The organism is Pandoraea vervacti, assembly GCF_000934605.2.
GTDB classification, from domain to species: Bacteria; Pseudomonadota; Gammaproteobacteria; order Burkholderiales; family Burkholderiaceae; genus Pandoraea; species Pandoraea vervacti.
In genome coordinates, this window is the sequence record NZ_CP010897.2 from 3,890,725 (window position 1) to 3,915,143 (window position 24,419).

At 64.0% G+C, this 24,419-nt stretch carries 18 protein-coding genes and 1 tRNA gene; 8 read left to right on the top strand and 11 right to left on the bottom strand.

Translation table 11 applies throughout. The features are described 5' to 3' along the window. Positions 1 to 213 precede the first annotated feature (213 nt). Complete coding sequence (pepN, locus tag UC34_RS16900) at positions 214 to 2,943, top strand: aminopeptidase N (RefSeq protein WP_044456464.1); 2,730 nt, start codon at positions 214 to 216, stop codon at positions 2,941 to 2,943. A 50-nt stretch (positions 2,944 to 2,993) separates the two neighbouring features. Here the strand turns inward: pepN and UC34_RS16905 are convergent, their stop codons facing one another. The 3 genes from UC34_RS16905 to metE form a co-directional block, all read right to left on the bottom strand. Then, the gene (locus UC34_RS16905; protein ID WP_044456465.1) at positions 2,994 to 3,602 is read right to left on the bottom strand and encodes a hypothetical protein; all 609 of its coding nucleotides are present in this window, start codon (positions 3,600 to 3,602) and stop codon (positions 2,994 to 2,996) included. 281 nt (positions 3,603 to 3,883) lie between these two features. Further along, a complete protein-coding gene (locus UC34_RS16910) occupies positions 3,884 to 4,501 on the bottom strand; it encodes a hypothetical protein (protein WP_044456466.1) in 618 nt (205 codons plus the stop codon). Positions 4,502 to 4,723: 222 nt separating this feature from the next. Continuing rightward, entirely contained in the window at positions 4,724 to 7,033 is a 2,310-nt protein-coding gene (gene metE, locus UC34_RS16915) for a 5-methyltetrahydropteroyltriglutamate--homocysteine S-methyltransferase (RefSeq protein ID WP_044456467.1), read from the bottom strand. A 136-nt stretch (positions 7,034 to 7,169) separates the two neighbouring features. Here metE and UC34_RS16920 point away from each other — a divergent pair, with 136 nt between their 5' ends. After that, positions 7,170 to 8,093, top strand: coding sequence for a LysR family transcriptional regulator (locus UC34_RS16920; protein WP_044456468.1), 924 nt, complete (start codon positions 7,170 to 7,172; stop codon positions 8,091 to 8,093). Between the two features lie 128 nt (positions 8,094 to 8,221). Here UC34_RS16920 and UC34_RS16925 read toward each other — a convergent pair whose 3' ends face one another. The 4 genes from UC34_RS16925 to UC34_RS16940 form a co-directional block, all read right to left on the bottom strand. After that, a complete protein-coding gene (locus UC34_RS16925) occupies positions 8,222 to 8,371 on the bottom strand; it encodes a hypothetical protein (RefSeq protein WP_174556771.1) in 150 nt (49 codons plus the stop codon). A 45-nt stretch (positions 8,372 to 8,416) separates the two neighbouring features. After that, on the bottom strand, positions 8,417 to 9,835 hold the full coding sequence (locus UC34_RS16930; protein ID WP_084070755.1) for an MFS transporter: 1,419 nt from the start codon (positions 9,833 to 9,835) through the stop codon (positions 8,417 to 8,419). Between the two features lie 305 nt (positions 9,836 to 10,140). Further along, positions 10,141 to 12,090: an aconitase family protein gene (locus UC34_RS16935; RefSeq protein ID WP_044456471.1), complete on the bottom strand. Its 1,950-nt coding sequence runs from the start codon at positions 12,088 to 12,090 to the stop codon at positions 10,141 to 10,143. Between the two features lie 187 nt (positions 12,091 to 12,277). After that, positions 12,278 to 13,138: a LysR family transcriptional regulator gene (locus tag UC34_RS16940; RefSeq protein ID WP_472462592.1), complete on the bottom strand. Its 861-nt coding sequence runs from the start codon at positions 13,136 to 13,138 to the stop codon at positions 12,278 to 12,280. A 208-nt stretch (positions 13,139 to 13,346) separates the two neighbouring features. Here UC34_RS16940 and UC34_RS16945 point away from each other — a divergent pair, with 208 nt between their 5' ends. From UC34_RS16945 to UC34_RS16955, 3 genes are all read left to right on the top strand, one after another. Continuing rightward, positions 13,347 to 14,630, top strand: coding sequence for an aspartate carbamoyltransferase (locus UC34_RS16945; protein WP_039402605.1), 1,284 nt, complete (start codon positions 13,347 to 13,349; stop codon positions 14,628 to 14,630). A 182-nt stretch (positions 14,631 to 14,812) separates the two neighbouring features. Further along, the gene (locus UC34_RS16950) at positions 14,813 to 15,826 is read left to right on the top strand and encodes a class 1 fructose-bisphosphatase (protein WP_044456473.1); all 1,014 of its coding nucleotides are present in this window, start codon (positions 14,813 to 14,815) and stop codon (positions 15,824 to 15,826) included. A 201-nt stretch (positions 15,827 to 16,027) separates the two neighbouring features. Further along, positions 16,028 to 16,103 (top strand) — tRNA-Thr (locus tag UC34_RS16955). Between the two features lie 168 nt (positions 16,104 to 16,271). Here the strand turns inward: UC34_RS16955 and UC34_RS16960 are convergent. Continuing rightward, positions 16,272 to 16,946, bottom strand: coding sequence for a DUF1415 domain-containing protein (locus UC34_RS16960; RefSeq protein ID WP_084070756.1), 675 nt, complete (start codon positions 16,944 to 16,946; stop codon positions 16,272 to 16,274). Between the two features lie 126 nt (positions 16,947 to 17,072). Here UC34_RS16960 and UC34_RS16965 point away from each other — a divergent pair, with 126 nt between their 5' ends. The 3 genes from UC34_RS16965 (at position 17,073) to UC34_RS16975 (ending at position 21,565) form a co-directional block, all read left to right on the top strand. Further along, on the top strand, positions 17,073 to 18,344 hold the full coding sequence (locus UC34_RS16965) for a hypothetical protein (protein WP_157123221.1): 1,272 nt from the start codon (positions 17,073 to 17,075) through the stop codon (positions 18,342 to 18,344). A gap of 87 nt (positions 18,345 to 18,431) precedes the next feature. Continuing rightward, positions 18,432 to 20,168 carry a hypothetical protein gene (locus UC34_RS16970; protein WP_157123222.1) on the top strand — a complete coding sequence of 579 codons (1,737 nt, stop codon included), beginning with the start codon at positions 18,432 to 18,434 and terminating at the stop codon, positions 20,166 to 20,168. 194 nt (positions 20,169 to 20,362) lie between these two features. Then, positions 20,363 to 21,565: a globin domain-containing protein gene (locus UC34_RS16975; protein WP_044456479.1), complete on the top strand. Its 1,203-nt coding sequence runs from the start codon at positions 20,363 to 20,365 to the stop codon at positions 21,563 to 21,565. A gap of 101 nt (positions 21,566 to 21,666) precedes the next feature. Here UC34_RS16975 and UC34_RS16980 read toward each other — a convergent pair whose 3' ends face one another. The 3 genes from UC34_RS16980 to UC34_RS16990 form a co-directional block, all read right to left on the bottom strand. Further along, a complete protein-coding gene (locus UC34_RS16980) occupies positions 21,667 to 22,494 on the bottom strand; it encodes a phosphodiesterase (RefSeq protein ID WP_044456480.1) in 828 nt (275 codons plus the stop codon). A 7-nt stretch (positions 22,495 to 22,501) separates the two neighbouring features. After that, on the bottom strand, positions 22,502 to 23,545 hold the full coding sequence (locus UC34_RS16985; protein ID WP_044456482.1) for an ABC transporter ATP-binding protein: 1,044 nt from the start codon (positions 23,543 to 23,545) through the stop codon (positions 22,502 to 22,504). Between the two features lie 65 nt (positions 23,546 to 23,610). Next, a complete protein-coding gene (locus tag UC34_RS16990; RefSeq protein WP_044456484.1) occupies positions 23,611 to 24,414 on the bottom strand; it encodes an ABC transporter permease in 804 nt (267 codons plus the stop codon). Positions 24,415 to 24,419 lie beyond the last annotated feature (5 nt).

A 24,419-nucleotide genomic window follows, 5' to 3' on the forward strand; every position in this document is an offset into this window, starting at 1 on the left:
GCGCGCCCCTGAAAACCGACTGCCGGACGCGGTCAATGCGCCCTTCACGGCGGCAAAACTGCAACGATTTAAGCATAGGACGGCGTCTTGCGCGCATCCGAATCATTTGACGGGCACATGAGGCGAAAATTCAGCAAATTTGCGGCTCGGACACTAAGGTGACGCCACTCCGTTACAATTTGTGAATCCCTGGCCGTCCGCAAACTACCGTCCATGCTCAGAACCGACCTCGCAGGTGTCATTCAACGTTCCGACTATACGCCCCCGGCGTATCTCATCGACACCGTCCAACTCGACTTCGATCTCGCCCCCGATGTGACCACCGTGACCAGCCGATTGCGCGTTCACCGCAATCCTTCCGGGCTGGGTGGCGACCTCGAGCTCGTGGGACAAGGGCTGCAACTGGTCAGCCTCGAACTCGACGGCAAACCGTGGCCCGGCTACCGGACCGGCGACGAAACCCTGACGGTGCAAGCGCCGCCGCAAACGTTCGAACTCACGCTCGTGACCCGTTGCCGTCCGCAGGAAAACACCTCGCTCATGGGGTTGTACGTCTCCGGTGGCAACTTCTTCACGCAGTGCGAAGCCGAGGGTTTTCGCAAGATCACCTACTTCCTCGATCGTCCCGATGTGATGGCCACCTACACGGTCACGCTGCGCGCGGATCGTGAGGCCTATCCGGTGCTGCTCGCCAACGGCAATCTGATCGACAAGGGCGACCTTCCCGACGGTCGTCACTTTGCCGTGTGGGACGACCCGTTCAAGAAGCCGAGCTACCTGTTCGCGCTGGTTGCAGGCCGCCTGGTCTGCCGCGAGGAGCGCATCGTTGCGGGCGACGGCCGCGAGAAACTGCTTCAGGTCTGGGTGCAGCCGCAGGATCTGGACAAGACCGAGCACGCCATGCACTCGCTCATCAACTCGATCCGCTGGGACGAGGAGCGTTTCGGCCGCGTGCTCGATCTCGATCGCTTCATGATCGTTGCCGTGAGCGACTTCAACATGGGAGCGATGGAGAACAAGGGCCTGAACATCTTCAATACGAAGTACGTGCTGGCCGATGCGGCGACGGCAACCGACGACGACTTCGGCAACATCGAAGCCGTCGTGGGCCACGAGTACTTCCACAACTGGACCGGCAACCGCGTGACCTGCCGCGACTGGTTCCAGTTGAGCCTGAAGGAAGGCCTGACCGTGTTCCGCGATCAGGAATTTTCCGCCGACATGATGGGCTCCGAATCGGGCCGTGCGGTCAAGCGTATCGACGACGTGCGCGTGCTGCGTCAGGCGCAGTTCCCCGAAGACGCCGGCCCGATGGCGCACCCCGTGCGCCCGGAAAGCTACGTCGAGATCAACAACTTCTACACCGTCACCGTCTACGAGAAAGGCGCGGAAGTCGTGCGCATGTATCAGACGCTGCTCGGGCGTGAAGGCTTTCGCCGCGGCATGGATCTCTACTTCGAGCGCCATGACGGCCAGGCCGTGACCTGCGACGATTTCCGCGCCGCGATGGCCGACGCCAATGCGCGCGACCTCACGCAATTCGGCCGCTGGTACAGCCAGGCGGGCACCCCGCGCGTGACGGTCGATGCCGTCTATGACGAAGCCGCCCGAACCTACACGCTCACGCTCACGCAGCGTTGCCCGAAGGTCGGTGTCGAATTGCAGGACGAGGCGCTCGTCAAGCAACCGTTTCACATTCCGTTCGCCGTCGGCCTGCTCGATCGCGACGGTCGCGACATGACGTTGCGTCTGGCCGGCGAAGCCGCCGATGCCGCCGATGCCGCTGACGCCCCGCCCGCCACCACGCGCGTGCTCGACTTCACGCAGGAGCGTCAGAGCTTCACGTTCGTGGACGTGGCGCACACGCCGATGCCCTCGCTGCTGCGCGGCTTCTCGGCGCCCGTGATCGTCGAACATGAGTACACCATCGACGAACTCGCGTTCCTGATGGCGCATGACAGCGATCCCTTCAATCGTTGGGAGGCGGGTCAACGACTGGCCACGCGCCAGTTGCTCGCCCTCGTCGAATCGATTCAGATGGGTCAACTGCCGAGCGTGGATAGCTACGTGCTCGAAGCGTTCCGTCAGGTGCTGCGTGACGAAACGCTCGATCCGGCCTTCCGCGCACAGGCGCTCACGCTGCCGGCCGAGTCGTATCTCGGCGAGCAGATGTCGGAAATCGATCCGGCGGCGATTCACGCCGCGCGCCAATATCTGCGTCAGCGCCTCGCCGCGTCGCTCCACACCGAGTGGCTCGCGGCGTATCACAACCATCGTGTGCCGGGCCCGTATCAGCCCGATGCCGCATCGGCGGGCGAACGCGCGTTGAAGAACCTGGCGCTGTCGTATCTGATGGAACTGTCGGATGCCGGTGTTGCGCAAACGGCACGCACGCAATACGACTCGGCGGACAACATGACCGATCGTTTTGCCGCGCTCACGGCGCTCGTGCAACGCGGCGGCGCCGCGCGCGAGGGCGACGCCGCCCACGGGCCGAACCACGCTGCCGAAGCGCTGGTGGACTTCTATCAACGCTTCGAGAACGAACCGCTCGCCATCGACAAGTGGTTCGCGCTGCAGGCGATGCAACGCGGCGACGGCAGCCACTGCGTGATCGACGCCGTACGCGCGCTCATGCGTCACCCGGCGTTCACCCTGAAGAATCCGAACCGCGCGCGCTCGCTGATTTTCAGCTTCTGCAGCGGCAACCCGGCGCAGTTCCATGCGGCGGACGGATCGGGCTATCAGTTCTGGGCCGAACAAGTGCTGGCGCTCGACGCCCTCAACCCCCAAGTCGCCGCACGCCTGGCGCGTGTGCTCGATCGCTGGCGCAAGTACACCCCGGCGCTGCGCGAGCGGATGCGTGAAGCCTTGCAGCAAGTCGCGCAGCACACGGCGTTGTCGAAGGACGTGCGTGAGATCGTGGAGAAGGCGCTGGCCTGATCGACGAACCGGTCATGCGGCCCTGACCCCGACGCTTCAGCACGTCGGCGTCAGGGCCGCATGACCTCGAAATACCCACATCGGACATAGAGCTTGTAGGGCCATCGCGGCCCTGCGCCAATCAACGGACGTAGCGCCGGCACCGGAATCACCACCTCGTCGAACGCGCCTGCCATCAGATAGTTCACCGGATCGTTGCAAAGCGTCACCTTGCCGCTCATCGCACTGATCGTGAGATGCACGTCCTGCCCGGGGTAGTTCGGCGGATCGCGAAACGTCAATTGATAGATCATCATGACGTTGGCGTCGGGCGGACTCTCGACATCGTAGGTGCCGTTGCACAGATTCGAGCGAAACGTGAGTCGCAACGCTTCGTCGAAGGCCGCGTGCGAGGCAACCGGAGAGCGGACTTCGCCGCGCACACTCCACCAGTAGGGCGCGCCCTCGAGGGAATCGAGCTTGACGTCGACGGGCAGAAACCGCCGCTTCTCTTCGCCGTCGTAGCACCAGGCGCGCATGCAACCGTCGTAGTGCAACGCCCCTCGCTCCGGCGCGCCCTGTTCGTCGATCGTGAGACGGGGATAACGGGTGTCGACGCACGCATCGACGCCAACGGGCGGCACGAGATCACCGCGCGAAAGTAGTATGAACTCTTCCATGCGCCACCTCCGACTGCTGGTCTGCAAACCTGAGTCGTTGCCGCGAGCGCGCCGCCGTTGGTCCGTGTACGGGCGACCTGCTGTTCGCCGTGCCCGCCACGCCGCCACCCGCATCAGGCACGCCACATCGCCACATCGCCACATCGTCGCGCTGTTTCGTGTGCGTGCTATTTGGTGCGCAGTCTAGTCAAGGAAACAGCATTGCGCACCTGTCAACCCTGACAGGTGCGCGCGCAGGAGTTCCTATGAATGCCGCAGCCCCGGCGGGGCAAGCTGCGAGGTTACAGCGCGGCCTCGAACCGCCCGTCGAGCATCGTCAGTTCGTAGGGCGTGTCCGGACCGATGCCGATCAGGTGATCGACCTTGTGAATCTTGACGAGGACGTTCTCGAATCTGCCCGCCAATACCTGCGCCTCAGGGCGGTTTTCGAGAATGAGCTTCCCGGTGACGATTTCAAACGTGATAAGCATGTCCCCATCCGGGTAGTACGGCGGGTTGCGGAAATATAGCCCGTAGTCCACTGCGGCGGGCGCGTCGGCCATCGCGTCGCCTACCAGATACGAGCCATTTGGCAGGTCCCGGCGAAACAAGACCGAGACACGTTCCTCATGCGCCTCGTGCGGCGGACTCGCGAAATGCAGGCCCATCACACCACGGAAGCCGAAAATCGGATCGTCACTGACCTGTATGCGCTCGGCAACGTATTCGCGCCGTTCGCCGCCGGCGGTCCGCTTCAGCACGGCTGACACATTGCCCACGTCAGCACGCGCCGGCGGCAGACGTTCCACGCGCCACACCCTCGCGCGATTGGCATTGGCATCGGCATCGGCACCGGCATCGGCGGGTATGGGGTGTTGCAGTGCGCCGATGCGCTTCAGTTGCTCGACGAGGATGCTCATGGCAAGCCCTCCGGTAGATACGCCGCCGCGGACATCGGACCGCATGCCGCATGCCACCGATCGGGCGGATGGCGTCCCCGCCAATAGGCGGGTGGGGTCCGGGGTTCGAGTATAGAAGCCGACGCACCGGAGCGAACCTGTCAACGTTGACAGGCGTGCGCGACGCCAGGCACTGTCCCCGGGGATGTCGCGCGATACGGCGCCGCTCAGGCAACACGCATCTCAGGCAGCGCGCGCCCGTGCCCTCGAGAGCCGCACACGCACCGCCTGTGCGGCAGCCACCATGTTGGTCAGCGCCCCGTCGACCTGCATCCAGTCACGGATTTTCAAGCCGCAATCCGGATTGATCCACAGACGTTCGGCCGGAATCCGCGCCAGCGCCGCTTCGATCAGGCGCTCCATCGCTTCCTGCGACGGCACGCGCGGCGAGTGAATGTCGTACACGCCCGGGCCGATCTCGTTCGGGTACTCGAACGCCTCGAACTCCCCTAACAACGCCATGTCGGAGCGCGTGGTCTCGATGGAAATCACGTCCGCGTCGAGCGCAGCAATGGACGGCAGAATGTCCTGAAACTCCGAATAGCACATATGCGTGTGAATCTGCGTGTCGTCGGCCACCCCCGACGAACACACGCGAAACGCGCGCACCGCCCACGCCAGATACGACGGCCACTCGCCCTTGCGCAAGGGCAGTCCTTCGCGCAACGCGGGTTCGTCGATCTGAATCACGCGCACGCCTGCCTTCTCCAGCGCCGCCACCTCTTCTCGCAGCGCCAACGCGATTTGCAGCGCCGTGCGCTCACGCGACTGGTCGTCGCGGACGAACGACCATTGCAGCATGGTGACCGGCCCCGTGAGCATGCCCTTGACCGGCTTGTCAGTGAGTTGCTGTGCGTAAGCGCTCCACGTCACCGTCATCGGCTCGGGCAGGTACACGTCGCCATAGAGCACCGGCGGCTTCACGCAACGCGAGCCGTAGCTCTGCACCCAGCCGTGCTCGGTCAGCGCGAAGCCCCACAGCAGGTCGCCGAAGTACTCGACCATATCGTTGCGCTCGGCTTCGCCATGCACGAGCACGTCCAGACCATAGGCTTGCTGCTTCTCGATGGCGAGGCGAATCTGCGCGCGCATCGTCTCCAGATAGTCGAGATGCGACATCGCGTGACGCCTGAAATCGGCGCGTGCGGTGCGAATCTCCGCCGTCTGCGGAAAAGAACCGATGGTCGTCGTGGGCAGCAGCGGCAACTTGAGCCACGCGCGCTGCGCCTTTGCACGCACGGCATACGGCGACGCGCGACGCGCATGCGCATCGGTCAGCGCAGCGAGGCGCTTGTGCACAACGGCGTTGTGAATGCGCGGCGATGTGCGGCGCGCATGCTGAGCGGCGGCATCGGCCACGAAGGCGGCCTGCAGGTCGGGCTTCGCGAACTCGGCGGCGTCCATCGAACGACGCAGCAACGCCACTTCTGCGAGCTTCTGCACGGCAAACGCGAGCCATGTGCGCACCTCTTTGTCCAGACGCGCTTCGTTCGCCAGATCGAAGGGGCAATGCATCAACGAGCAGCTGGACGCGATCCACAGGCGGTCCCCAAGCGTTTGCGCCAGTCGGACGAGCGGCTCGCGCACGCGTGTGAGATCGGTGCGCCACACATTGCGGCCGTCGACCACACCGGCGGAGAACACTTTGTCCGCCGGCCACTGCGCGGCGAGCGTCTCCAGTTGCGACGGCGCACGCACGCCATCGACATGCACGCCTGACACCGGCAACGACCTCAGCAAGGCGGCATGTTCGCTGACGTCGCCAAAGTACGTGGCGAGCAGCAGCGACGGGGCGACGGGCGACAGACGCGCGTAGGCCGGGGCGAACGCGTCGCGCCACGCTTGCGGCAGGTCGAGGGCGAGCACCGGTTCGTCGATCTGCACCCACGCCACGCCCTGCGACCGGAGGCGGCGCAACACTCGCTCGTATTGCACGAGCAGATCGGGCAGCAGCGACAGCCGATCGGCGAGGCCGCCCTTCTCCTTGCCGAGATACAACAACGACACCGGGCCGAGCAGGACCGGCTTGACGTTGCTGCCCTGCGCCTGCGCTTCTCCCACTTCGTCGAAAAGCCATTCGGTGCCTTCGCCGAAGCGCGTGAGCGGCGTGTACTCCGGCACGAGGTAGTGATAGTTCGTATCGAACCACTTCGTCATCTCCATCGCGCGGTGCCGGGCATCGCCGCGCGCAGCCGTGAAGTAGTTCGCGAGCGTCAGCGTCTCGGCGGCAAAACCGAAACGCTCGGGCAAACCGCCGACGAGGGCGAGCGTGGAGAGCACCTGATCGTACCAATGGAAGTCGCCGACGGTGATCCAGTCCAGACCGGCGTCGCGCTGAGCGCGCCGGTTCGCAGCGCGGATGTTGCGGCCGGTATCTTGCAATGCCGCTTCGTCACGGCTCGCCATCGGACTGCGCCAGAACGCCTCGACGGCAAATTTGAGTTCGCGCTGCGCGCCAATGCGCGGCAATCCGAGTACGTGGGCCTGAGCCATGAGATGCGTCCTTACCGGTGCTGACGATGATGTCGATGAAATGGCCTGCGGGCACTGCCCGCGCAGGCTGGCAGTATCCCGGTCGCGCATGTATTATTCAAACGAAAGTTTTTGCAAATCATTATTAATTTTATTCATGCAACGAACTCCCATCGAACTTCGTCACTTGCAGACGTTGCTGGCGCTGCGCGACACCGGCAGCGTTTCACGTGCGGCGCTGTGGCTCCACCTCACGCAGTCCGCCCTCTCGCATCAGATCAAGGCGCTGGAAGACTTCTACGGACTGCCGCTGTTCGTGCGCAAGTCCTCGCCACTGGTGTTCACGCCGGCGGGCAAGCGCCTGCTGGCACTGGCCGAGGAAGTCGTGCCGGCAGTCGACGAGGCGGGCCGTGACCTCGTGCGGCTCGCGCAGGGCACGCAGGGCACGCTGCGCATCGCGGTGGAATGCCACACGTGCTTCGATTGGCTGATGCCGGCGATGGACGCGTTTCGTCAACGGTGGCCGGAAGTGGAACTGGATATCGTGTCAGGCTTTCACGCGGACCCGATCGGGCTGCTGCATCAGGACCGGGCGGATCTGGCGATCGTGTCGGAACATGACGAAGCCGAAGCCGTCGACTTCCATCCGCTTTTCCGTTTTCAGATGATGGCGCTCATGGCGAACGATCATCCGCTCGTCGGCAAGTCTCATCTCGATGCAGAGGATTTTCGCGACGAAACCCTCATTACCTATCCCGTGCCCGACGACATGCTCGATGTCGTGCGCCAGGTGCTGCGCCCAGCCGGGATCGAGCCCACACGCCGCACGACCGAATTGACGGTGGCGATGCTGCAACTGGTCGCGAGTCGCCGCGGGCTGGCCACGCTGCCGCTTTGGGCCGTCACGGGGTATCTGGAGCGCAAGTACGTGAGTGCACGACCGATCACGCCCCGGGGGCTGACGGCCGAGTTATGGGCGGCAACGCTGCCGGGCGTTACCGTGCGGCCCTACATTGGCGAGTTCGTGTCCATCATGCGGGAAACGAGTCTGCTGACGTTGCCGGCCATCGAGTTGCTGTAATCGCCCGGCACCTCGTTGCGCCGGTGCGTGGATGCGCACCGTTCGCCGACGGCGAGCGTCATCAGGCAGGCCGGCGTACGATGATCCGGCACACGCGCTTTCCTGAACTCGCGCTCGTCACGTCCTCTTCATGCAGCACAACGCGACGTCCGGCCGCCCGGCACGAAATGACGCACCAGCAGCGCATACATGTCGTCGGGCGGCGGCTGGTTCAGCCACTCCTCGCTGTAACGTCGGGCGTTGGCCTCGTAGGCCGCTTCGGTTTGCAGGTCAGCCATGATGGGAAGCTCCGGGGTAGCGCGTGAACCTTCGGCATCGCCAGCTTATTGCGAAATCTTCTCCAGCGCGATATCGCGCGTGCGCGGCCCCATCAAACCGATAGAGAGCATGACGATCAGCATGGCGCACGAGATGAACGCGAACACGCCCGTCACTCCGAAATTGCGCAGCACCGACGCGATCAGAAACGCCGTGAAAATTGCCGAGAAGCGGCTCCAGGAATAGACGAAACCGACGGCACGCGCGCGAATGCCGGTGGGGAACAGTTCCGTCTGATACGCGTGATAGCTATACGACATGATGTTGTTCGCGAGCGTGAGGCCGATGCCCATGGCGATGAGCAGATACGACGACGTCACCTGCGAGAACACGATGCCGCACACGATACCGATGCCGGCCGTCCACACGATCGCGTGCTTGCGCTCGACCTTGTCGGCCATCCACAGACCAATGATCGGTCCGAGCGGTGCTGCGAGCGCGATCACGCTCGAATATGCGAGGCTCGTCGTCACTGTGATGCCCTGCTTGATGAGCAGCGTGGGCACCCAGTTGGCAAAGCCATAGAAGCCGACGGTCTGGAAGATGTTGAACAGGATCATCATGATGGCGCGCTTGCGATATGGCGGCACCCACATGTCGCGAAACGCGCGCTTCGTCACCACGGGGTCCGGCTCGCCCGGCGGGGGCAACGGCTTGCCGTACTCGCGCTCGACCTGCGCTTCGAGCGCGGCAAGCACGCGTGCGGCTTCGTCCAGACGTCCCTTCTGCGCGAGCCATCGCGGACTTTCCGGCAATGCGCGGCGAATCCACCACACGAACACCGCGCCATGTGCGCCGATGAGCACCACCCAGCGCCAGCCGTCCAGCCCCAGGAACTCACGCGGCACGAGCCAGTAGGACAGGAACGCAACGACGGGGACCGCCGTGAAGCCGACGGCCTGCTCGCAAGCGAAGGCGCGCCCGCGAATCTGCTTGGGCACGAGTTCCGCGATGTAGGTGCCGATCGTGACCAGTTCGACGCCGATGCCCAGGCCGACGACGAAGCGCCAGAAGTTCACGCCGGTCGCCGTCTCCTGAAACGCCATGATGACGTTGGCCATGGTGTACCAGAGCAGCGAGCCGGTGAATACCGCGCGTCGTCCGAAGCGATCGGCAAGAAAGCCGCACGCGATGGTGCCGATGAAGAGCCCCGAGAACAACGCGGCGATGAAACTCGCCACGCCGGTGGTCCCGAACAGGCCGGGTGTCGTGGGGGTCAGAATGCCGCTCTTCACAAGCCCCGGCGCAATGTAGCCGGTGTAGAGCAGATCGTAGAGTTCGAAAAAGAAGCCGAGACTGAGCAGCACCACCAGCTTCCAGACGGTGCGGGTCGGCGGCAGTCGGTCGAGTCGGGCGGAAATCTCGCCTGCGCTCAGGCGGGTTGCCGCAGGCGTGGCGTGTGCGGCGTGGGAAATGGAAGGCATCGATACGTCGGGGGATGGCATGGAAATCGTCTCCGGGCCCGTTCGGTCATGGCCGAACTGCTCACTTGACCGACATCGCTGACGGACGTCGGATACACCATGAATCGACAGGCACGAGGCCGAAATTGTGCCACGAATGACACCGCGCCAGTCACCTTTGCCACGTACTACGAAAATTTGCGATGTTCATTGACAACGGCACGGTGCAGCATGAGAGGCCGCAGTGCGCAGCATGACGTTCCGAGAGAAGCCCCTACAGCGGTATTCGTCACACCTGTCGAAACCGCATCCCTGAGCGTGTCCGATTACGGCGTTGCCGTCGCCTTCAGTTCATCGAAACTGACGATGTGCCCGGCAAGCGCGCTTGCGGCCACCGTGTAAGGGCTCGCCAGCCAGACGTTGCCGGGGCCCGAGCGCCCCGGAAAATTGCGGTTGATCGCGCTGATCGTGACTTGCCCGGCGGATGTCGACTGTCCGGGGCCACAGTTCGCACATGCGCCGCATCCGGGCATGATGAGCGTCACGCCCGCTTCCTCGAACGTCTTCAGATAGCCCTGCCGCTCGCAATAGGCGCGCACGTCCATGGTGCCGAATTGCAGGAAGAGCGGCTTGCCCTGCGCGACGCGCAGGCCTCTGGCCAGCCCCCACGAGAGCACGTCGTGATACGCGTCGAAGTCATCGCGCTTGCCGGCGGTACACGAGCCACCATAGGCGATGTCGATCGGCACGGGCGTGTCCAGCTCAGCCAGCGCGACACCGTTGCCCGGGTCGCCGGGGCGCGCGAGCATCGGCGTGAGCGATGCGGCATCGATACGGATCACGTCGTGATAGGCGGGGTCGGCATCGCTCGTCATCCACGGTTCGAGCGTGAAATCGATGCCGCGACGCGCCTTGAGAAACGCCACCGTTTTTTCATCCGGCGCCACGATGCCGGTGAAACCGCCCAGTTCCGCGACCATATTGGTGAGCGTGGCGCGCTCGTCGACCGACATGGCGCGCACCGCGCTGCCCGCATATTCGAAGACGAGACCGATGGCGCCGCCGCTGCGAATCGTGTCCAGGCGCAGCAAATGGAGCACCACATCCTTGGCCGTCACGCCTGGCGCGAGCTCACCGTCGATCTCGATGCGAAGCGTCTGCGGCACCTTGCAGCGTACATACCCCGTCACCCAACTGTTCGCGATGTCGGTGGCGCCTGCACCGAAGGCGAGACAACCCAGCGCGCCCGCGTGAGGCGTATGAGAATCCGTACCAATGACGATCTGGCCGGGCAGCGCGTAGCGTTCGGCCATGAGCGCATGGCAGATGCCGTCGGCGCCCTCGGCCCCCGGCTCGCCATCGTCGGTCAGCTGACCGTGCGCGAGCACGGGATATCGGGCGACGAACTCGCGATGTCCGCTGGTCAGATTCGCCACATCGGGCAACAGGCCCTGCGAGACGTGCGGAAAGCTCTGCCCGGCCAGCACCAGATGGTCCTGAAACGCGATGATGCGCGCGGGATCGTGCAGCACCGCCGGTTCACCGAAGGCGCGATGCATCAGGTGCGCGCACATACCGGTGAAGTAATCGTGCGAGAAACGCCAGTCCACTTTCACGAACACCCCGTCACCATGCTCGGTGCCCGGCGTGCCCGGGTGCAGGCGTTGCGCCATGATCTTTTCGACGAGCGTGCGCGCTCGCGCGTCGGTACGCGCCACGGGCGCCGGCCATTCGGCGAACTTGCTGTACGCGAGCAGACCGCCACTGCGAATGATCTGCTGCGTGAGGGCATCTCGCCCTTTGAGAAACTCGGTAATCGGAATGGCCTCACCGGCCAGAATGCGGTCAAGCACGCCGAAATCGGTCGTGGTCAGAATGCCGATGTTGTCGCAGTTCTGCTGATAGATGCGCTCGAAGCTCTCGGCCACGATCAGCCGTATGCCGGCCGACAATTCGGCGAGCGGGCTCGATTCGCGCGACGAGCCCTTGCCGTAACGCTTGCCCGCGACCGTCACCTGAAAGCCGCCGCGACGCACGTCGTGCTCGCCGATGGGCATCTCGTTTCCCGCCTTGAAACCGACGTACGGATAGCGACCGAGCCGCTCGTCGTACGTGAGCATGACGGTCACGGGCGTGATTTCGTCGGTCGAGACGTTATCGCGCAACGCGCCGGCCTGCGCGCGGGTGATGGACTCGCCCCCGATCTGACGACGCACGATGTCCGGGTCGTCGGACAGGAACAGCACGCGGCCGTCGAAACGAATGATGTCTTCCATGCGGTAATTGCCTCCGGAAGACAGCATAGCGGCCGCGTCATCGCCCTGCCGTGCCGTCTCGGCAAGCCGGGCGTGACCGTTTGCGAAGCGACGAGATCTTGAAGCCGCGTCGGTACGAGGGGGTACCAGGGAGACAAGTGGTGACGACGGAGACGACGGGCGATACGGACGCTTTCACGGTGTCGCGCTACGCACCGGTCGTCGCCCCCTGCCCTTGCTGCCCTTGCGCCAGAAAATTCACCACGGCCGACGCCGTCGCACTCAATTGCTCGCGCGACGGGAAAACGAGCCACAACTGGCGATGCGCCCATTCGTCGGTAAGCGGACGCACAACAATGTCGAGCTTGCCAACGTACAACTGGCCGACCTGCTCCGGCGCGATGGCGATGCCCAGCCCCGCGTGCGCCATGCGACACAGGGCATCGAGACTCGACACGCGAATCTTGATACGCAACGATTCCCCGGCGGCACTCGCCTGCTGGCGCAACAACTGCGTGAGCGCGCTGTTGCCTTGCAGGCCGACGAGCGTCTCGCCTGCGCAAGCCGAGAACGGAATCTCGCCGGTACGCGCGGCCAACGGGTGGCTCGCGGGCAGAATCACGGCCAGCCGGTCGCGGCGGTACGGCACCATCGTGAAGGCCTCAATGCCTTCGACGGCGTTACAGATGCCCACATCGACCGCCCGTTCGGCCACACGCTGCAGCACCTCGTTGCTGTGCTGCTCGTCGAGCTCGACGTCCACCGCCGAGAACACGCGCCCGAACGCCGCGAGGTCTTCCGGCAGAAACTGCACGATGGCCGACAGATTGGCCGCAATGCGCACGCTGCCGCGCGCGCCTTCATGAAATTGGGACAGCTCGGCGCCCAACGATTCGATCGTGCCTAAAATCCGTTCGGCATAGCGGCGCACCGTCTCACCGACCGGCGTGACGGTGATCCCGCGCTGATGACGCTGGATGAGGGGAAGTCCGACGATAGCTTCGATGTCGGCAATGCGGCGGCTGATCGCCGAGGGCGCGATGAATTCCCGCTCGGCGGCGCGCGCCATGCTCCGCTCCTGGCAAACGGCCACGAAAAGACGCAAAGATGTGAGATCAAGCTTGCGGAGAAGGTTTTCCATAACCCGTACGGCAATACACCGGAAATGCCGGAAACGCCCGGCTGGCGCGGCCCCGCGAGGAGCACGTCTTTTGCTGGACAAACAACGAATCGACGCCTATTATACGCATCGCGTACACATACCTGCCGACCCGACCATGAGTGCACAGCAGACTTTCCTGCGCGACGCGATGCGTCGCCTGAACATGACCCGCGACACCTTCGCCGAGCGTATCGGCGTTCGCCGGCGCGCCCTCGACACCTGGCTGTTGCCGGAAGATTCGAGCGAATATCGCACGATGCCGAGTATCGTGGAGAAATTCGTCGGCGAAATTCTCGGTCGCGAGGCACCGTCCGCGGAATCTACGCAAAGCGCACACAAGCCGTTGCGCGAACGCATGGGCCTCGACGGCAAGCCGCATCTGATCTCCGTCGACCAGTTCTCGCGCGACTCGCTCGAAGAATTGTTCCACGTCGCCGACATCATGCAGCCGATCGCACGCCGCCAGAAGATCTCGCGCGTGCTCGAAGGCGCTGTGCTCGGCAACCTGTTCTTCGAAGCCAGTACGCGCACCCGCGTGAGCTTCGGCTCCGCGTTCTGCCGTCTGGGCGGCTCGGTGTGCGACACGACCGGCTTCACGTTCTCGTCGATGGCCAAGGGCGAATCGATCTACGACACGAGCCGCGTCATGAGCGGCTACGTCGACGCACTGGTCGTGCGCCACCCGGAAAAGGGCTCGGTCGCCGAATTCGCCCGCGCCACGAACATCCCCGTCATCAACGGCGGCGACGGTCCGGGCGAACACCCCAGCCAGGCCATTCTCGACCTGTACACGATCGGCCGCGAGTTCTCGCGTTTGGGCAAGCTGGTCGACGGCGCCCACGTCGCGATGGTCGGCGACCTGCGCTATGGTCGCACGGTGCACTCGCTCATCAAGCTGCTCGCGCTGTACCGCGGCCTGAAGTTCACGCTGATCTCGCCGCCGTCGCTGGAAATGCCGACGTACATTCTCGATCAGATCTCGCAGAACGGCCACGTCATCGTGCAGAGCAATTCGCTGGCCGATCTGGCCGGCGCCGATGTCGTCTACGCGACACGCATTCAGAAGGAGCGCTTTGCCGACGAGGCCATCGAGGGCTACACCCCCGACTTCCAGATCAACGAAGCGCTCATCAACCAGTACTGCGACAGCCGCACGATCATCATGCACCCGCTGCCGCGCGACAGCCGTCCGGGCGCCAACGATCTGTCGACCGACCTGAATCACGACCCGCGTCTTGCGATCTTCCGTCAGACGGACAACGGAATTCCGGTGCGTATGGCGATCTTCGCCATCCTGCTCGGCGTGGACAAGCAAGTGCAGCACAGCATGCGCGACGCTGCATGGCGCTCGCCGTCGCACATCGGTCCGGACGACGCGCTGTTCGACGGCCTCGACTGATCGTCAGTCCTTGTCCCTACCCCGGCGCGACGGGCCGGCGGCCCGGATGAAGCCGGGCAACGGATCGCGCACATTCGACATTGCACTGCCCCCACGGATTTTTCGCGGGGGCAGTGTCGCTTTACGAGTAAAATTGCGTCCATCACGAATAGGTACGTTTTTTTGCATTTCCGGAGGCCCTCATGCGGCGCAAGACCCTTACTCAATATCTCATCGAACAGCAACGGGAATACAACAACATTCCCGCCGAGCTGCGCCTGCTGATCGAAGTCGTCGCACGCGCGTGCAAGTCCATCAGCCATGCCGTGTCCAAGGGCGCGCTCGGTGGCGTGCTGGGCAGCGCCGGCAGCGAGAACGTGCAGGGTGAAGTGCAGAAGAAGCTCGACGTGATCTCCAACGAGATCATGCTCGAAGCGAACGAATGGGGCGGTCATCTCGCAGCCATGGCGTCGGAAGAAATGGAAGATGTCTTTCATATTCCGAACCGCTATCCGCAAGGCGAATATCTGCTGATGTTCGATCCGCTCGACGGTTCGTCGAACATCGACGTGAACGTGTCGATCGGCACGATCTTCTCGGTGCTGCGTTGCCCGGACGGCGTGACGGATCCGACGGAGAAGGACTTCCTGCAACCCGGCACGCAACAGGTCGCGGCCGGTTACGCGGTGTATGGCCCGCAAACGGTGCTGGTGCTCACCACGGGTCATGGCGTGAACTGTTTCACGCTGGATCGCGAGATGGGCTCGTGGGTGCTGACGCAGGAAGGTATGCGTATCCCGGAAGACACCAAGGAGTTCGCCATCAACATGTCGAACGAGCGCCACTGGTACCCGCCGGTGCAGCGCTACATCGGCGAGTTGCTGCAAGGCAAGGAAGGCGTGCGCGGCAAGGATTTCAATATGCGCTGGATCGCGTCGATGGTGGCGGACGTGCATCGTATTCTCACGCGCGGCGGCGTATTCATGTACCCGGCCGACAAGCGTGATCCGGACAAGCCGGGCAAGCTGCGCATCATGTACGAGGCCAACCCGATGAGCTTCCTCGTGGAGCAGGCAGGCGGCGCCGCCACCAACGGCGTGCAACGCATTCTGGACATCCAGCCGCAGAAGCTGCATGAGCGTGTGGCCGTGTTCCTCGGCTCGAAAAACGAGGTCGAACGCGTGACCGGTTATCACCGCGAGGCGAGCGCAAAGTAACGCGCAGCGCAAGGCACGACACCCGGTCGGACGATCGTCGTCGCGCAAGCCACGCACGCCGAAAAATTTTCGCGACGACGAGAGCGCAGGATCGCTGGAATTTCAAGGATTTACGCGTAATGCCCGCAAGCATCACAAAAAATCTTTGAAAAAAGTAGTGACAAATCCGGAAAGTCTGCTAATATCTCACTTCTTCGCAGCGCCGGAGTAGCTCAGTCGGTAGAGCAGCTCATTCGTAATGAGAAGGTCGGGGGTTCGATTCCTCTCTCCGGCACCAGCGACTTACGCAGTCCCTGGTCATGCAAGCAAGACGCAGTCGTCAACAAAAAAGCCGCCCGAATTTATCGTGCGGCTTTTTTGTTTTTGCCGTTTCGTACTTGTCGTCGGGGATCGTCCGCGCGTGCATGGCGCCGCCACGGCCCACGGCGATCCGATCCTCACGCCGTCATCCTTTGCGACCGTCCTCGCCTGCTTCATCGATGACGTTGTCGTTCGCGCCCTCTTCGTCCTCGGCGGGCTGCGCCATCCATTCGTGATATCCCGCGGAACCCATCTTGCGCATCAACGCTTCGTTACGTTCGTAGATTGTCTCGGCGTCCGGGAACGCGGCGACAGCGCGGTCGATGCTCGCTTCGCGCAGCAAGTGCAGAATCGGATACGGTGACCGATTCGTGAAGTTCTCGACGTCATCCGGCGCAGTGCCTTCGAACTGATAGTCGGGATGAAAGCTCGCGATCTGTAGTTCGCCTTCCAGATGCAACTGCCTGAGCATGCGCTCGGCGAAGAACAGCGCGTCGTTGTACTCATGAAAGTCGAGCAAGGCGTGCGGCAGGATCAGCAGCGTCGTGTCGACGTCTTGCGGGTCCGCCTCCGATAACCACTGCAATTCCCTCTCCAGATCCAGCAGCGCGCCCTCCATGTCGCGCGCCGCGCTCACCACGTAGTGAACCTGATCCTTGACGTGGACGGCCTTGGCGAACGGGCAGAGGTTGAGCCCGATCACCGCGCGCGTGAGCCAGTGACGCGTCGCCGCGATCACGGCCTCGCTGTCCTGTGCGCTCGCCGTGTGAGCCGCTACGTCTGTCGCCGAAGCGGGCGCCGAAGTTTTCTTGTCCGACATGTGAAATGCATCGCAACGAATCGTGAATACCGCATTGTAGTTCGCCTGCGCGCCCGCATCGGCATGTCCGCGGTCGATAGCTTCCCGGCGTGAATGCCAAAACGCGGCCTCGTCTTATGCGCAACCATGCCGCCTTTGCACCACACGCCGCCAACAGCGCTCATCACCATGCCCGGAACGCCACCCATCCCCACCTGTGCCCACAGCACCAGTTCGCGCGACGACGTCACCTCGTCCTCGTCTTCCTCCTCTTCCTCCTCTTCCGCAGCGCCCAACTGGCAGGCCGGCAGGGAGCCGCTTGCCGCGATGTCGCTCGCCGAACTGCTCGATACGCAGCACACACAACCGCTTCGACCGCCCCGCTATCGCACGCAAGACATCTGGAACGTTCTGGTCAACGCGCAGACGTACGCCGGCCGGGAGTTGCGCGACGCATGCGACAAGGCGTCGCCCAATGGACCGTTGTTTCTTGAAATGGTCACGCTGCTCACCACGCAGGAAAGCGAGCGCACCGTCGACAGACTGGTCGATGCCGGCATCTTTCTGATGCCCGATCTCGCGCGAAATCTGCGGGCCGACGACGCGGCGCTGCTCCGCAGCACCGAAGGGCTGCTGCTCTGGCTGCAATACGCGGCCACCCCGACCGGATACCTCAACGTGTTCGACGGGTCGGACATCTTCGGCACCACCGCCGTCAGCGACCGGACACGGATCGGTAAGATCCTGCGCATTCTGGTCGCGTGCGGGCGCGACCGGACCGACACCGCGCCGTCGGCCATGTTGGAAATGCCACCGCTCAATCCGCTCGCCCATCTGTGCAGTCAGGTCGCGCCGCATTGGTTGCGCCGTCTGTTCGAACTCGGGGTGAATGCCAATCAACGTAGCCAGCGCGGCATGCCGCTGACCGTGGCCGCCATGCGCGCCGAAGCAGTGCGCCTGCACAACGCCGGACAAGACGTGATGCATGCCCACGGCTCGCTGCATCGCCTCGCGGAGCTTCTGAAGCGTTACGGCGGCGATTTGATGGCGCAGAACCGTCGCGGCGTGCCGTCCGTCGCGCTGCTCACCTTCCACGGGCTGTGCGGCGCGGCCGAAGCGCTGCTTGCCTGCGGCGCCGATCCGAACGCGCCGGACCCGAACGGCAATACGCTGATGCACCATCTCGCCCACGCCTCCCGACTTCATCAAGACCCGGCGCATGCCGATAACGCGCAACTCGCCCGCTACATGCTGCGGGTCGCCTTGCGTTATGGCGCCGATCTCGACCGCGTGAACGGCGCCGGGTACACGGCACGCGAATGGGTGCCCGAGACCGTTTCGCTCGGCACGCAGATCGACATTGCGTTTCTCGTCACGACACGCGCCACGGCATTTCGTCGCATCAAGACGCTCGGCTGATCCCGTTTTCAGACCTTTGTCAGGCAACGCCCACTTCCAATCGCCATGCCCTTCTCCCCTTTCCCGTCGATGACGCCGCCGTCCACGATGACATCGCCTCTGAACGACGTCCCGCCCCATAACGTTGCGTCGCCGGACATCGCCACGACATCGCTGCGCAACCTCACACTCGACGATTTGCTCCGGACGCTGCGCGAAGGGCAATGCTCGTCGCAGGTCGCATGGGAGACGTTGATGAGCCTCACCAGCGCCGCGGGCCGCGAACTGCGCGACAGTTGTCTGATCGCGCGTCCGACCGACCCGCAAGGGCTGGCATTTTCGATGGCGACGCTATTCTGCAAGCCTGAACGGCGTAGAACGCTTGCCGATCTCGACAGCGCAGGCATCTTCGTCGATCGCTCGCGCAGCGCACGACTGGCCCCCAAAGACGCCGCTCTGCTGATGAGCGACGACGGCCTCCGACTCTGGCTTCGCTACGCGGCGGCCCCTTCGGCCTACCCGACGCTATTCGTCGACACGATCATGGCGCACGCCCCAGGCACCGAACCGGCGCCCACGGTGGAGCGCGCATTACGCGTGCTGGTGGCCTGCGGGCGCGACACGACCACCGACGTCCCCATTTCGGAATTGCCCGGCGATGTATATCCACCGCTCTCCCATCTGTGCAGCCACGTCGCCGTGCAATGGCTGCCATCGCTGCTGAATTTCGGTGTGAACCCCAATCAACTGACGGCTGGCGGCGTGCCCCTGGTCGCCACGGCGCTGGCCGCAGAAGCCGAGCGCCTTCATTCGCAGGGGCATGACCTGCTGATCGCGCAGGACTCGCTTTACCGTCTGGGCAAGACGCTGTACTCGCACGGCGCGGGTCTCGCCACACCGTCCCGCAAAGGCTCCCCGCCCGCCATGCTGCTCGCCCTGAACGGCTACTGCGCCGCCGCCGAGGTCCTGCTCGGACTGGGCGCCGCGTGCAACACATCGGAAGGCAATCAGAGCGGCAACACGCTGATGCACCAGCTCGCAGCGGCCACCCGCCAAAAGACATACTCGTTCACGGCGTTCTTCCTCCTGAGCATCGCCTTACGCTACGGCGGCGACCCCGACCAGAAGAACCACGCTGGCGTGTCCGCCATCTCGCTGCTACCGGACAGCCTTTCGCACTACGTGCGTATTAGCCAGAAGATGATTTCCCAGGCACGCGAGCGCGCGCTGCACGTCATTGCCAATCCCCGACCGAAGTCCGCCGAGGAATCGGATGGCACGCTGCCGACCGTCAGTGCTTCCCTCATGTCGCTTGCCAAACGTCTGTGCGACGGCGGGCACGACCCGCTGCGCCCGCATGAAGCGCTGTTCCAACAGGTCGAGTCGCTCAAGCAGCAGGGCGTCGACATGACGCAGTTGCATCGGGACGGATCGCCTCCCGTGCTCTGGCTCACGCTGCGCGGTTACTGCGGCGCGGCCGAAGTCCTGCTCGCGCTGGCGCCGGACTGCAACGTGCCCCGGTTCGAAGGCAATACGCTCATGCACTTCCTCGCCGTGGCGACACGCCGTCCCGGTGATGCCATCTATGCCGATTACATGCTCAACACGGCGCTTCGCTACGGCGGCGACCCCACGATCTGCAATCACGCCGGGCATTCCGCCATCGCGTCGCTGAGCGCCGAGCGGGCCCGCTTCATCCGTGCGGGGATGGCCTTCATCGCCCAGACACGCAAGAGCGCGACGCTGACGGTCAACGCCCGCCACACCTCCTACGCGCGCGCCACGCCGATGACGCAAGCGTCTCCTGACGCTTCCCTCGTGCGGCATTCCGTCGCAACCTCTTAATATGCATTTTATTTGCATCTTATAATGACCTCGCCGGGCCCTTGAATGTAGTGATCGTGAATGGAGCTTTGGGGACCGGCGTCCGAATGCCGCACCGCGAATCGATGCAGCGCTGTCGCGGTGCCGATGCCACAGCCATAAGTTCGACCAAAAAGATGCATTTCACTTGCATCTTAAAACTCAGGAGTCTTTTCATGCTTTCCGCCGCTTCCCGCCCCTACATCGACGCCAGTGTCCCGGTCCTGCGCGAACACGGCCTTGCGATCACGCGCCACTTTTACGCGAGCATGTTCGAAGCTCATCCGGCGCTGCGCAATCTTTTCAATATGGGCAATCAGGCAAGCGGCGCGCAGCAGCAATCGCTGGCCTCGGCCGTGTTTGCTTACGCGGCGAACATCGACAATGCCGCCGCGCTGGCACCGGTACTCGAGCGTATCGTTCACAAGCACGTGTCGGTCGGCATCACGCCGGCGCATTATCCGATTGTCGGACGCCATTTGCTTGGCGCCATCAAGGCCGTGCTCGGCGACGCCGCCACCCCCGCGCTCATTGCCGCCTGGGACGAAGCCTACTGGCTGCTCGCCGGCGCATTGATCGCCGCCGAAGCACGCCTGTCGGAGAAGACGCACGCCCCGCTGGGCAGTCTGCGCGAGTTGGTCGTGGCCGACGTCGACCGCGAAACCGAGCACGTCGCGTCTTACTATCTGCGGACTCCGGAAGGTGGCTCCCCCGGCGAGTTCACGCCGGGGCAATATGTCAGCGTCTCGGTCACCCTGCCGGACGGTGCGCAGCAGCGCCGCCAGTACAGTCTGTCCGATGCGCCGCAAGCGCCGCACTGGCGCATCACTGTCAAGCGTGAAGCGGCGAACGACACGAAACCTGCGGGTCAGGTATCGAACTGGCTGCACGCCAATCTCAAGGCGGGCGACCGTCTTCTGGTCAGCCCCGCTTATGGGGAATTCACGCTGCCGCAGTCCGATACCCGAGCGCTCGTGTTGCTGAGCGCCGGTGTGGGCATCACGCCGATGATGTCGATGGTCGCGGCGCTGGCCGCACAAGGCTCGCGTCGCGAAGTGCTGTTCGCGCACGCGGGACGCAACGGCGCGCACGTCGCGCTTCGCCGTCACCTGGCATACGCCGCCCGGCAACTGCCGCATCTGCGCGTCGCGACATTCTTTGAAACGCCGCTGCCGAACGAGCGCGAAGGCATCGACTACACCTTTGCCGGGCGCATGGACATTGCGCGCCTCGCCCTGCCAAGCGATGCCGATTACCTGCTGTGCGGCCCATCCGCTTTCATGCAGACGCAATGGCGTGCGCTACGCGATGCCGGCGTGCCCGCGCAGCGCATGCACCGCGAGGTCTTCGGCCCGGATGCACTGGAGCACTTGCTGTAATCGCCAGACGCCATCGCAAGCCGCTTCGGACAGCATCGAACGAACGAGGCCCCGGACGATCCGCCGGGGGCCTCGTTATTTCGTTCGCGCGCGAGGATCGATCAGTCGATCAGCGCGCCCGACGCATCGTAAAACGGATGCGCGCCGCCTGCGTCGTCGACGAAGGCCAGATGAGAGACGAGCCCGGTCTGCGGCGTGTACCGATGCAACTGGAAGGCAGGCGGATCGAGCACCCATGCCGAAGGCCCCCCGTCACGCAGATCCAGGGCCACCTGATGCGCAGGTGACGGACACACGCTGGCAACGGTGCCCGCGAAACGCGTGTGAATCGGTCGGTGCACGTGTCCGCAAATCACCCGCTCCACGTTGTCGAAACGTTTCACGATGGCGGCCAGCTTTGCCGCAGCGGCGGGATCGAGTGCCTGGACATCCATGTGCTCGATGCCGCACAGAAACGGCGGATGGTGCATGGCGATGACCGTCGGCGTTCGGGTATCGCTCGCCAGCGTCGCGTCGAGCCAGTCGAGACGCGCGTCGCACAATTTCCCGCCGCCGTTGGGCGGATCTTGCGTATCGAGCGCCACGACCCGCAGCGGCCCGAGCATCGCGGTGTATTGCACGAACTCGCCCGGGTTGCCGAGGTAGGTATGCTCGGGGAAGACTTCACGCAGCGCGTCACGCCCATCGTGATTGCCGATCACGAGGTAGTACGGGATTTGCAGCGGCGCGAGCAGGCGACGCAAGTGCGCGTACTCCTCGCGAGCGCCGAAGTCGACGAGATCCCCCGTGAGCACCACGAAGTCGGGACGCGGTTCCAGCGTATTGAGGCGCGCCACACAGCGTTCGAGGTAAGCGGCGGTATCGACGCGGCGGTACGCCAGCTTGCCGGGGCGTTTGATGTGAAGGTCGCTGATTTGCGCGAACAGCATGAGCAATTTATCCGTGAAGCGAAAAGACATGGGCGGCGGGCAGCGACAGCCCCACCTTGTCGCCGACGCGGCACTCGCGACGGCTGGAGACTTCGACCAGCACCGAACCGGCAGCGGACACGCCGGTGAGCGTCAGACGCGTACGATCGCCAAGAAACTGCACCGCTTCGACCTGGCCTGTGAGCGTGGCGTCGTCTGCGGGGACGACGACGGCGTCCTCAGGACGGAAGTAAAGTTCTTCCACATCCGCACGCACCGCCGGACACGCCAGACGACCGCCTTGGAGATGAAAATGACCGTCGCGCCACACGCCCGCCAGACGGTTGAGCGTGCCGACGAAGTTCGCCACATGACGCGAGGCGGGCTGGTAGTAGATGTCGCGGGGCGCGCCGATCTGCTCGATTCGCCCGGCGCTCATCACCACGATGCGATCGCCCAGCGCCATGGCTTCGTCCTGATCGTGCGTGACGTAGACCGTCGTCACGCCGAGCCCGCGCAGCAGGCGGTCCATATCGGCGCGCACGGTTTCACGCAGCTTGGCGTCCAGTGCCGTGAGCGGTTCGTCGAGCAGCAACACGCGCGGCTCCGGCGCGAGCGCGCGCGCCAGCGCCACGCGCTGCTTCTGTCCGCCGGAGAGCTGTGCGATGGCGCGGTCTGCGTAAGGCGTGAGATGCACCAGATCGAGCAACTCGTCCACACGCTTGTCGATCTGCGCCGAGGGCAGACCGCGCAGCTTGAGGCCGTACGCGACGTTGCCGCGCACGGTGAAGTTCGGGAACAGGGCGTAGTTCTGGAAAACCATGCCGACACGGCGCTTTTCGATCGGCAGGCGCGTCACGTCCTCATCACCGAAACGCACACGGCCGCCGGCATCGGGGCGCTCCAGACCGGCAATCATGCGCAGCGTCGTGGTCTTGCCGCATCCGGACGGGCCGAGCAGCACCAGTGTTTCGCCCGCGCCGATGGTCAGGTCGAGCGGTTGCAGAACGGTATTGCCGTGAAAGGTCTTGGCACAGCGTTCGAGGTGAATCGGGATGGAAGTCAGTTTCATCGTCAAATCCTTGGCATTCGGTGTGCGTGCAGCGCAACCGCGAAATCGGAGGCGATCAGCGGCACTCAGGTGCGACCGCGCGCATTCCTGACCTTGGCCCGTTGCGCCGTCATCTGCATGACGATGAGCAGCGGCACGATCAGCATGAAGAACACCGCCGTGTACGCACTGCCGATCTCCAGACGCAGCGACGCGTACGCATCCGCCAGCCCCACCGGCAACGTCTTGGTATCCGGCGTATGCAGCATCCATGTCAGATTGAATTCACCCAGCGAAAGCGTAATGACGATCAGCGCGGCCGCCACGATTTCACTACGAATGTTCGGGAGCACGACCGTCACGAAGCGTCGCAGGAAGCTCGCACCGAGGCTCGCCGCCCCCTCTTCCATCAGCTTGATGCGCGTGTCGGCACACGCCGCCGCCACGGCTCGCACCATGAACGGCAGCGTGAAAATCACATGGCCGACGATGATGAACGCCAGACTCTCGCGAAAGCCGCGCATGCCCCCGTATACGCTGATCAGCGCCAGCGCGCTCGCCAGTCCCGGCAGCGCGATGGGCAGCGTGAGCAGTTCTTCGATCCAGCGCGCGTAGCGGCTCTGCCAGCGCGCGAGCACGTAACCGGCAGGCACGCCAAGCAGCGCGACGAGCACCAGCGTGGCGACGCCCACATAGAGCGAATTCAGAATGGCGTCGTGATAGTCCTGCCAGACCTGAATCACCCATTTGAACGTCAGGCCGGCGGACGGCCCACGGAAATAGTTCACCGACAGCCCGGCGAGAATCGACATCCCGACCGGAATCAGCAAAAACGCGCACATGAGCAGCGTGAGCAGCAGTTGCAGCGTGAACAGAATTTTCTTGAGCATGCGGA

Excerpts from the sequence above, each read along its gene's own strand:
- pepN (WP_044456464.1), top strand. The coding sequence starts at position 214 with ATGCTCAGAACCGACCTCGCAGGTGTCATTCAACGTTCCGACTATACG.
- UC34_RS16905 (WP_044456465.1), bottom strand. The coding sequence starts at position 3,602 with ATGGAAGAGTTCATACTACTTTCGCGCGGTGATCTCGTGCCGCCCGTT.
- UC34_RS16910 (WP_044456466.1), bottom strand. The coding sequence starts at position 4,501 with ATGAGCATCCTCGTCGAGCAACTGAAGCGCATCGGCGCACTGCAACAC.
- metE (WP_044456467.1), bottom strand. The coding sequence starts at position 7,033 with ATGGCTCAGGCCCACGTACTCGGATTGCCGCGCATTGGCGCGCAGCGC.
- UC34_RS16920 (WP_044456468.1), top strand. The coding sequence starts at position 7,170 with ATGCAACGAACTCCCATCGAACTTCGTCACTTGCAGACGTTGCTGGCG.
- UC34_RS16925 (WP_174556771.1), bottom strand. The coding sequence starts at position 8,371 with ATGGCTGACCTGCAAACCGAAGCGGCCTACGAGGCCAACGCCCGACGT.
- UC34_RS16930 (WP_084070755.1), bottom strand. The coding sequence starts at position 9,835 with ATGCCTTCCATTTCCCACGCCGCACACGCCACGCCTGCGGCAACCCGC.
- UC34_RS16935 (WP_044456471.1), bottom strand. The coding sequence starts at position 12,090 with ATGGAAGACATCATTCGTTTCGACGGCCGCGTGCTGTTCCTGTCCGAC.
- UC34_RS16940 (WP_472462592.1), bottom strand. The coding sequence starts at position 13,138 with ATGGCGCGCGCCGCCGAGCGGGAATTCATCGCGCCCTCGGCGATCAGC.
- UC34_RS16945 (WP_039402605.1), top strand. The coding sequence starts at position 13,347 with ATGAGTGCACAGCAGACTTTCCTGCGCGACGCGATGCGTCGCCTGAAC.
- UC34_RS16950 (WP_044456473.1), top strand. The coding sequence starts at position 14,813 with ATGCGGCGCAAGACCCTTACTCAATATCTCATCGAACAGCAACGGGAA.
- UC34_RS16960 (WP_084070756.1), bottom strand. The coding sequence starts at position 16,946 with ATGTCGGACAAGAAAACTTCGGCGCCCGCTTCGGCGACAGACGTAGCG.
- UC34_RS16965 (WP_157123221.1), top strand. The coding sequence starts at position 17,073 with ATGCCGCCTTTGCACCACACGCCGCCAACAGCGCTCATCACCATGCCC.
- UC34_RS16970 (WP_157123222.1), top strand. The coding sequence starts at position 18,432 with ATGACATCGCCTCTGAACGACGTCCCGCCCCATAACGTTGCGTCGCCG.
- UC34_RS16975 (WP_044456479.1), top strand. The coding sequence starts at position 20,363 with ATGCTTTCCGCCGCTTCCCGCCCCTACATCGACGCCAGTGTCCCGGTC.
- UC34_RS16980 (WP_044456480.1), bottom strand. The coding sequence starts at position 22,494 with ATGCTGTTCGCGCAAATCAGCGACCTTCACATCAAACGCCCCGGCAAG.
- UC34_RS16985 (WP_044456482.1), bottom strand. The coding sequence starts at position 23,545 with ATGAAACTGACTTCCATCCCGATTCACCTCGAACGCTGTGCCAAGACC.
- UC34_RS16990 (WP_044456484.1), bottom strand. The coding sequence starts at position 24,414 with ATGCTCAAGAAAATTCTGTTCACGCTGCAACTGCTGCTCACGCTGCTC.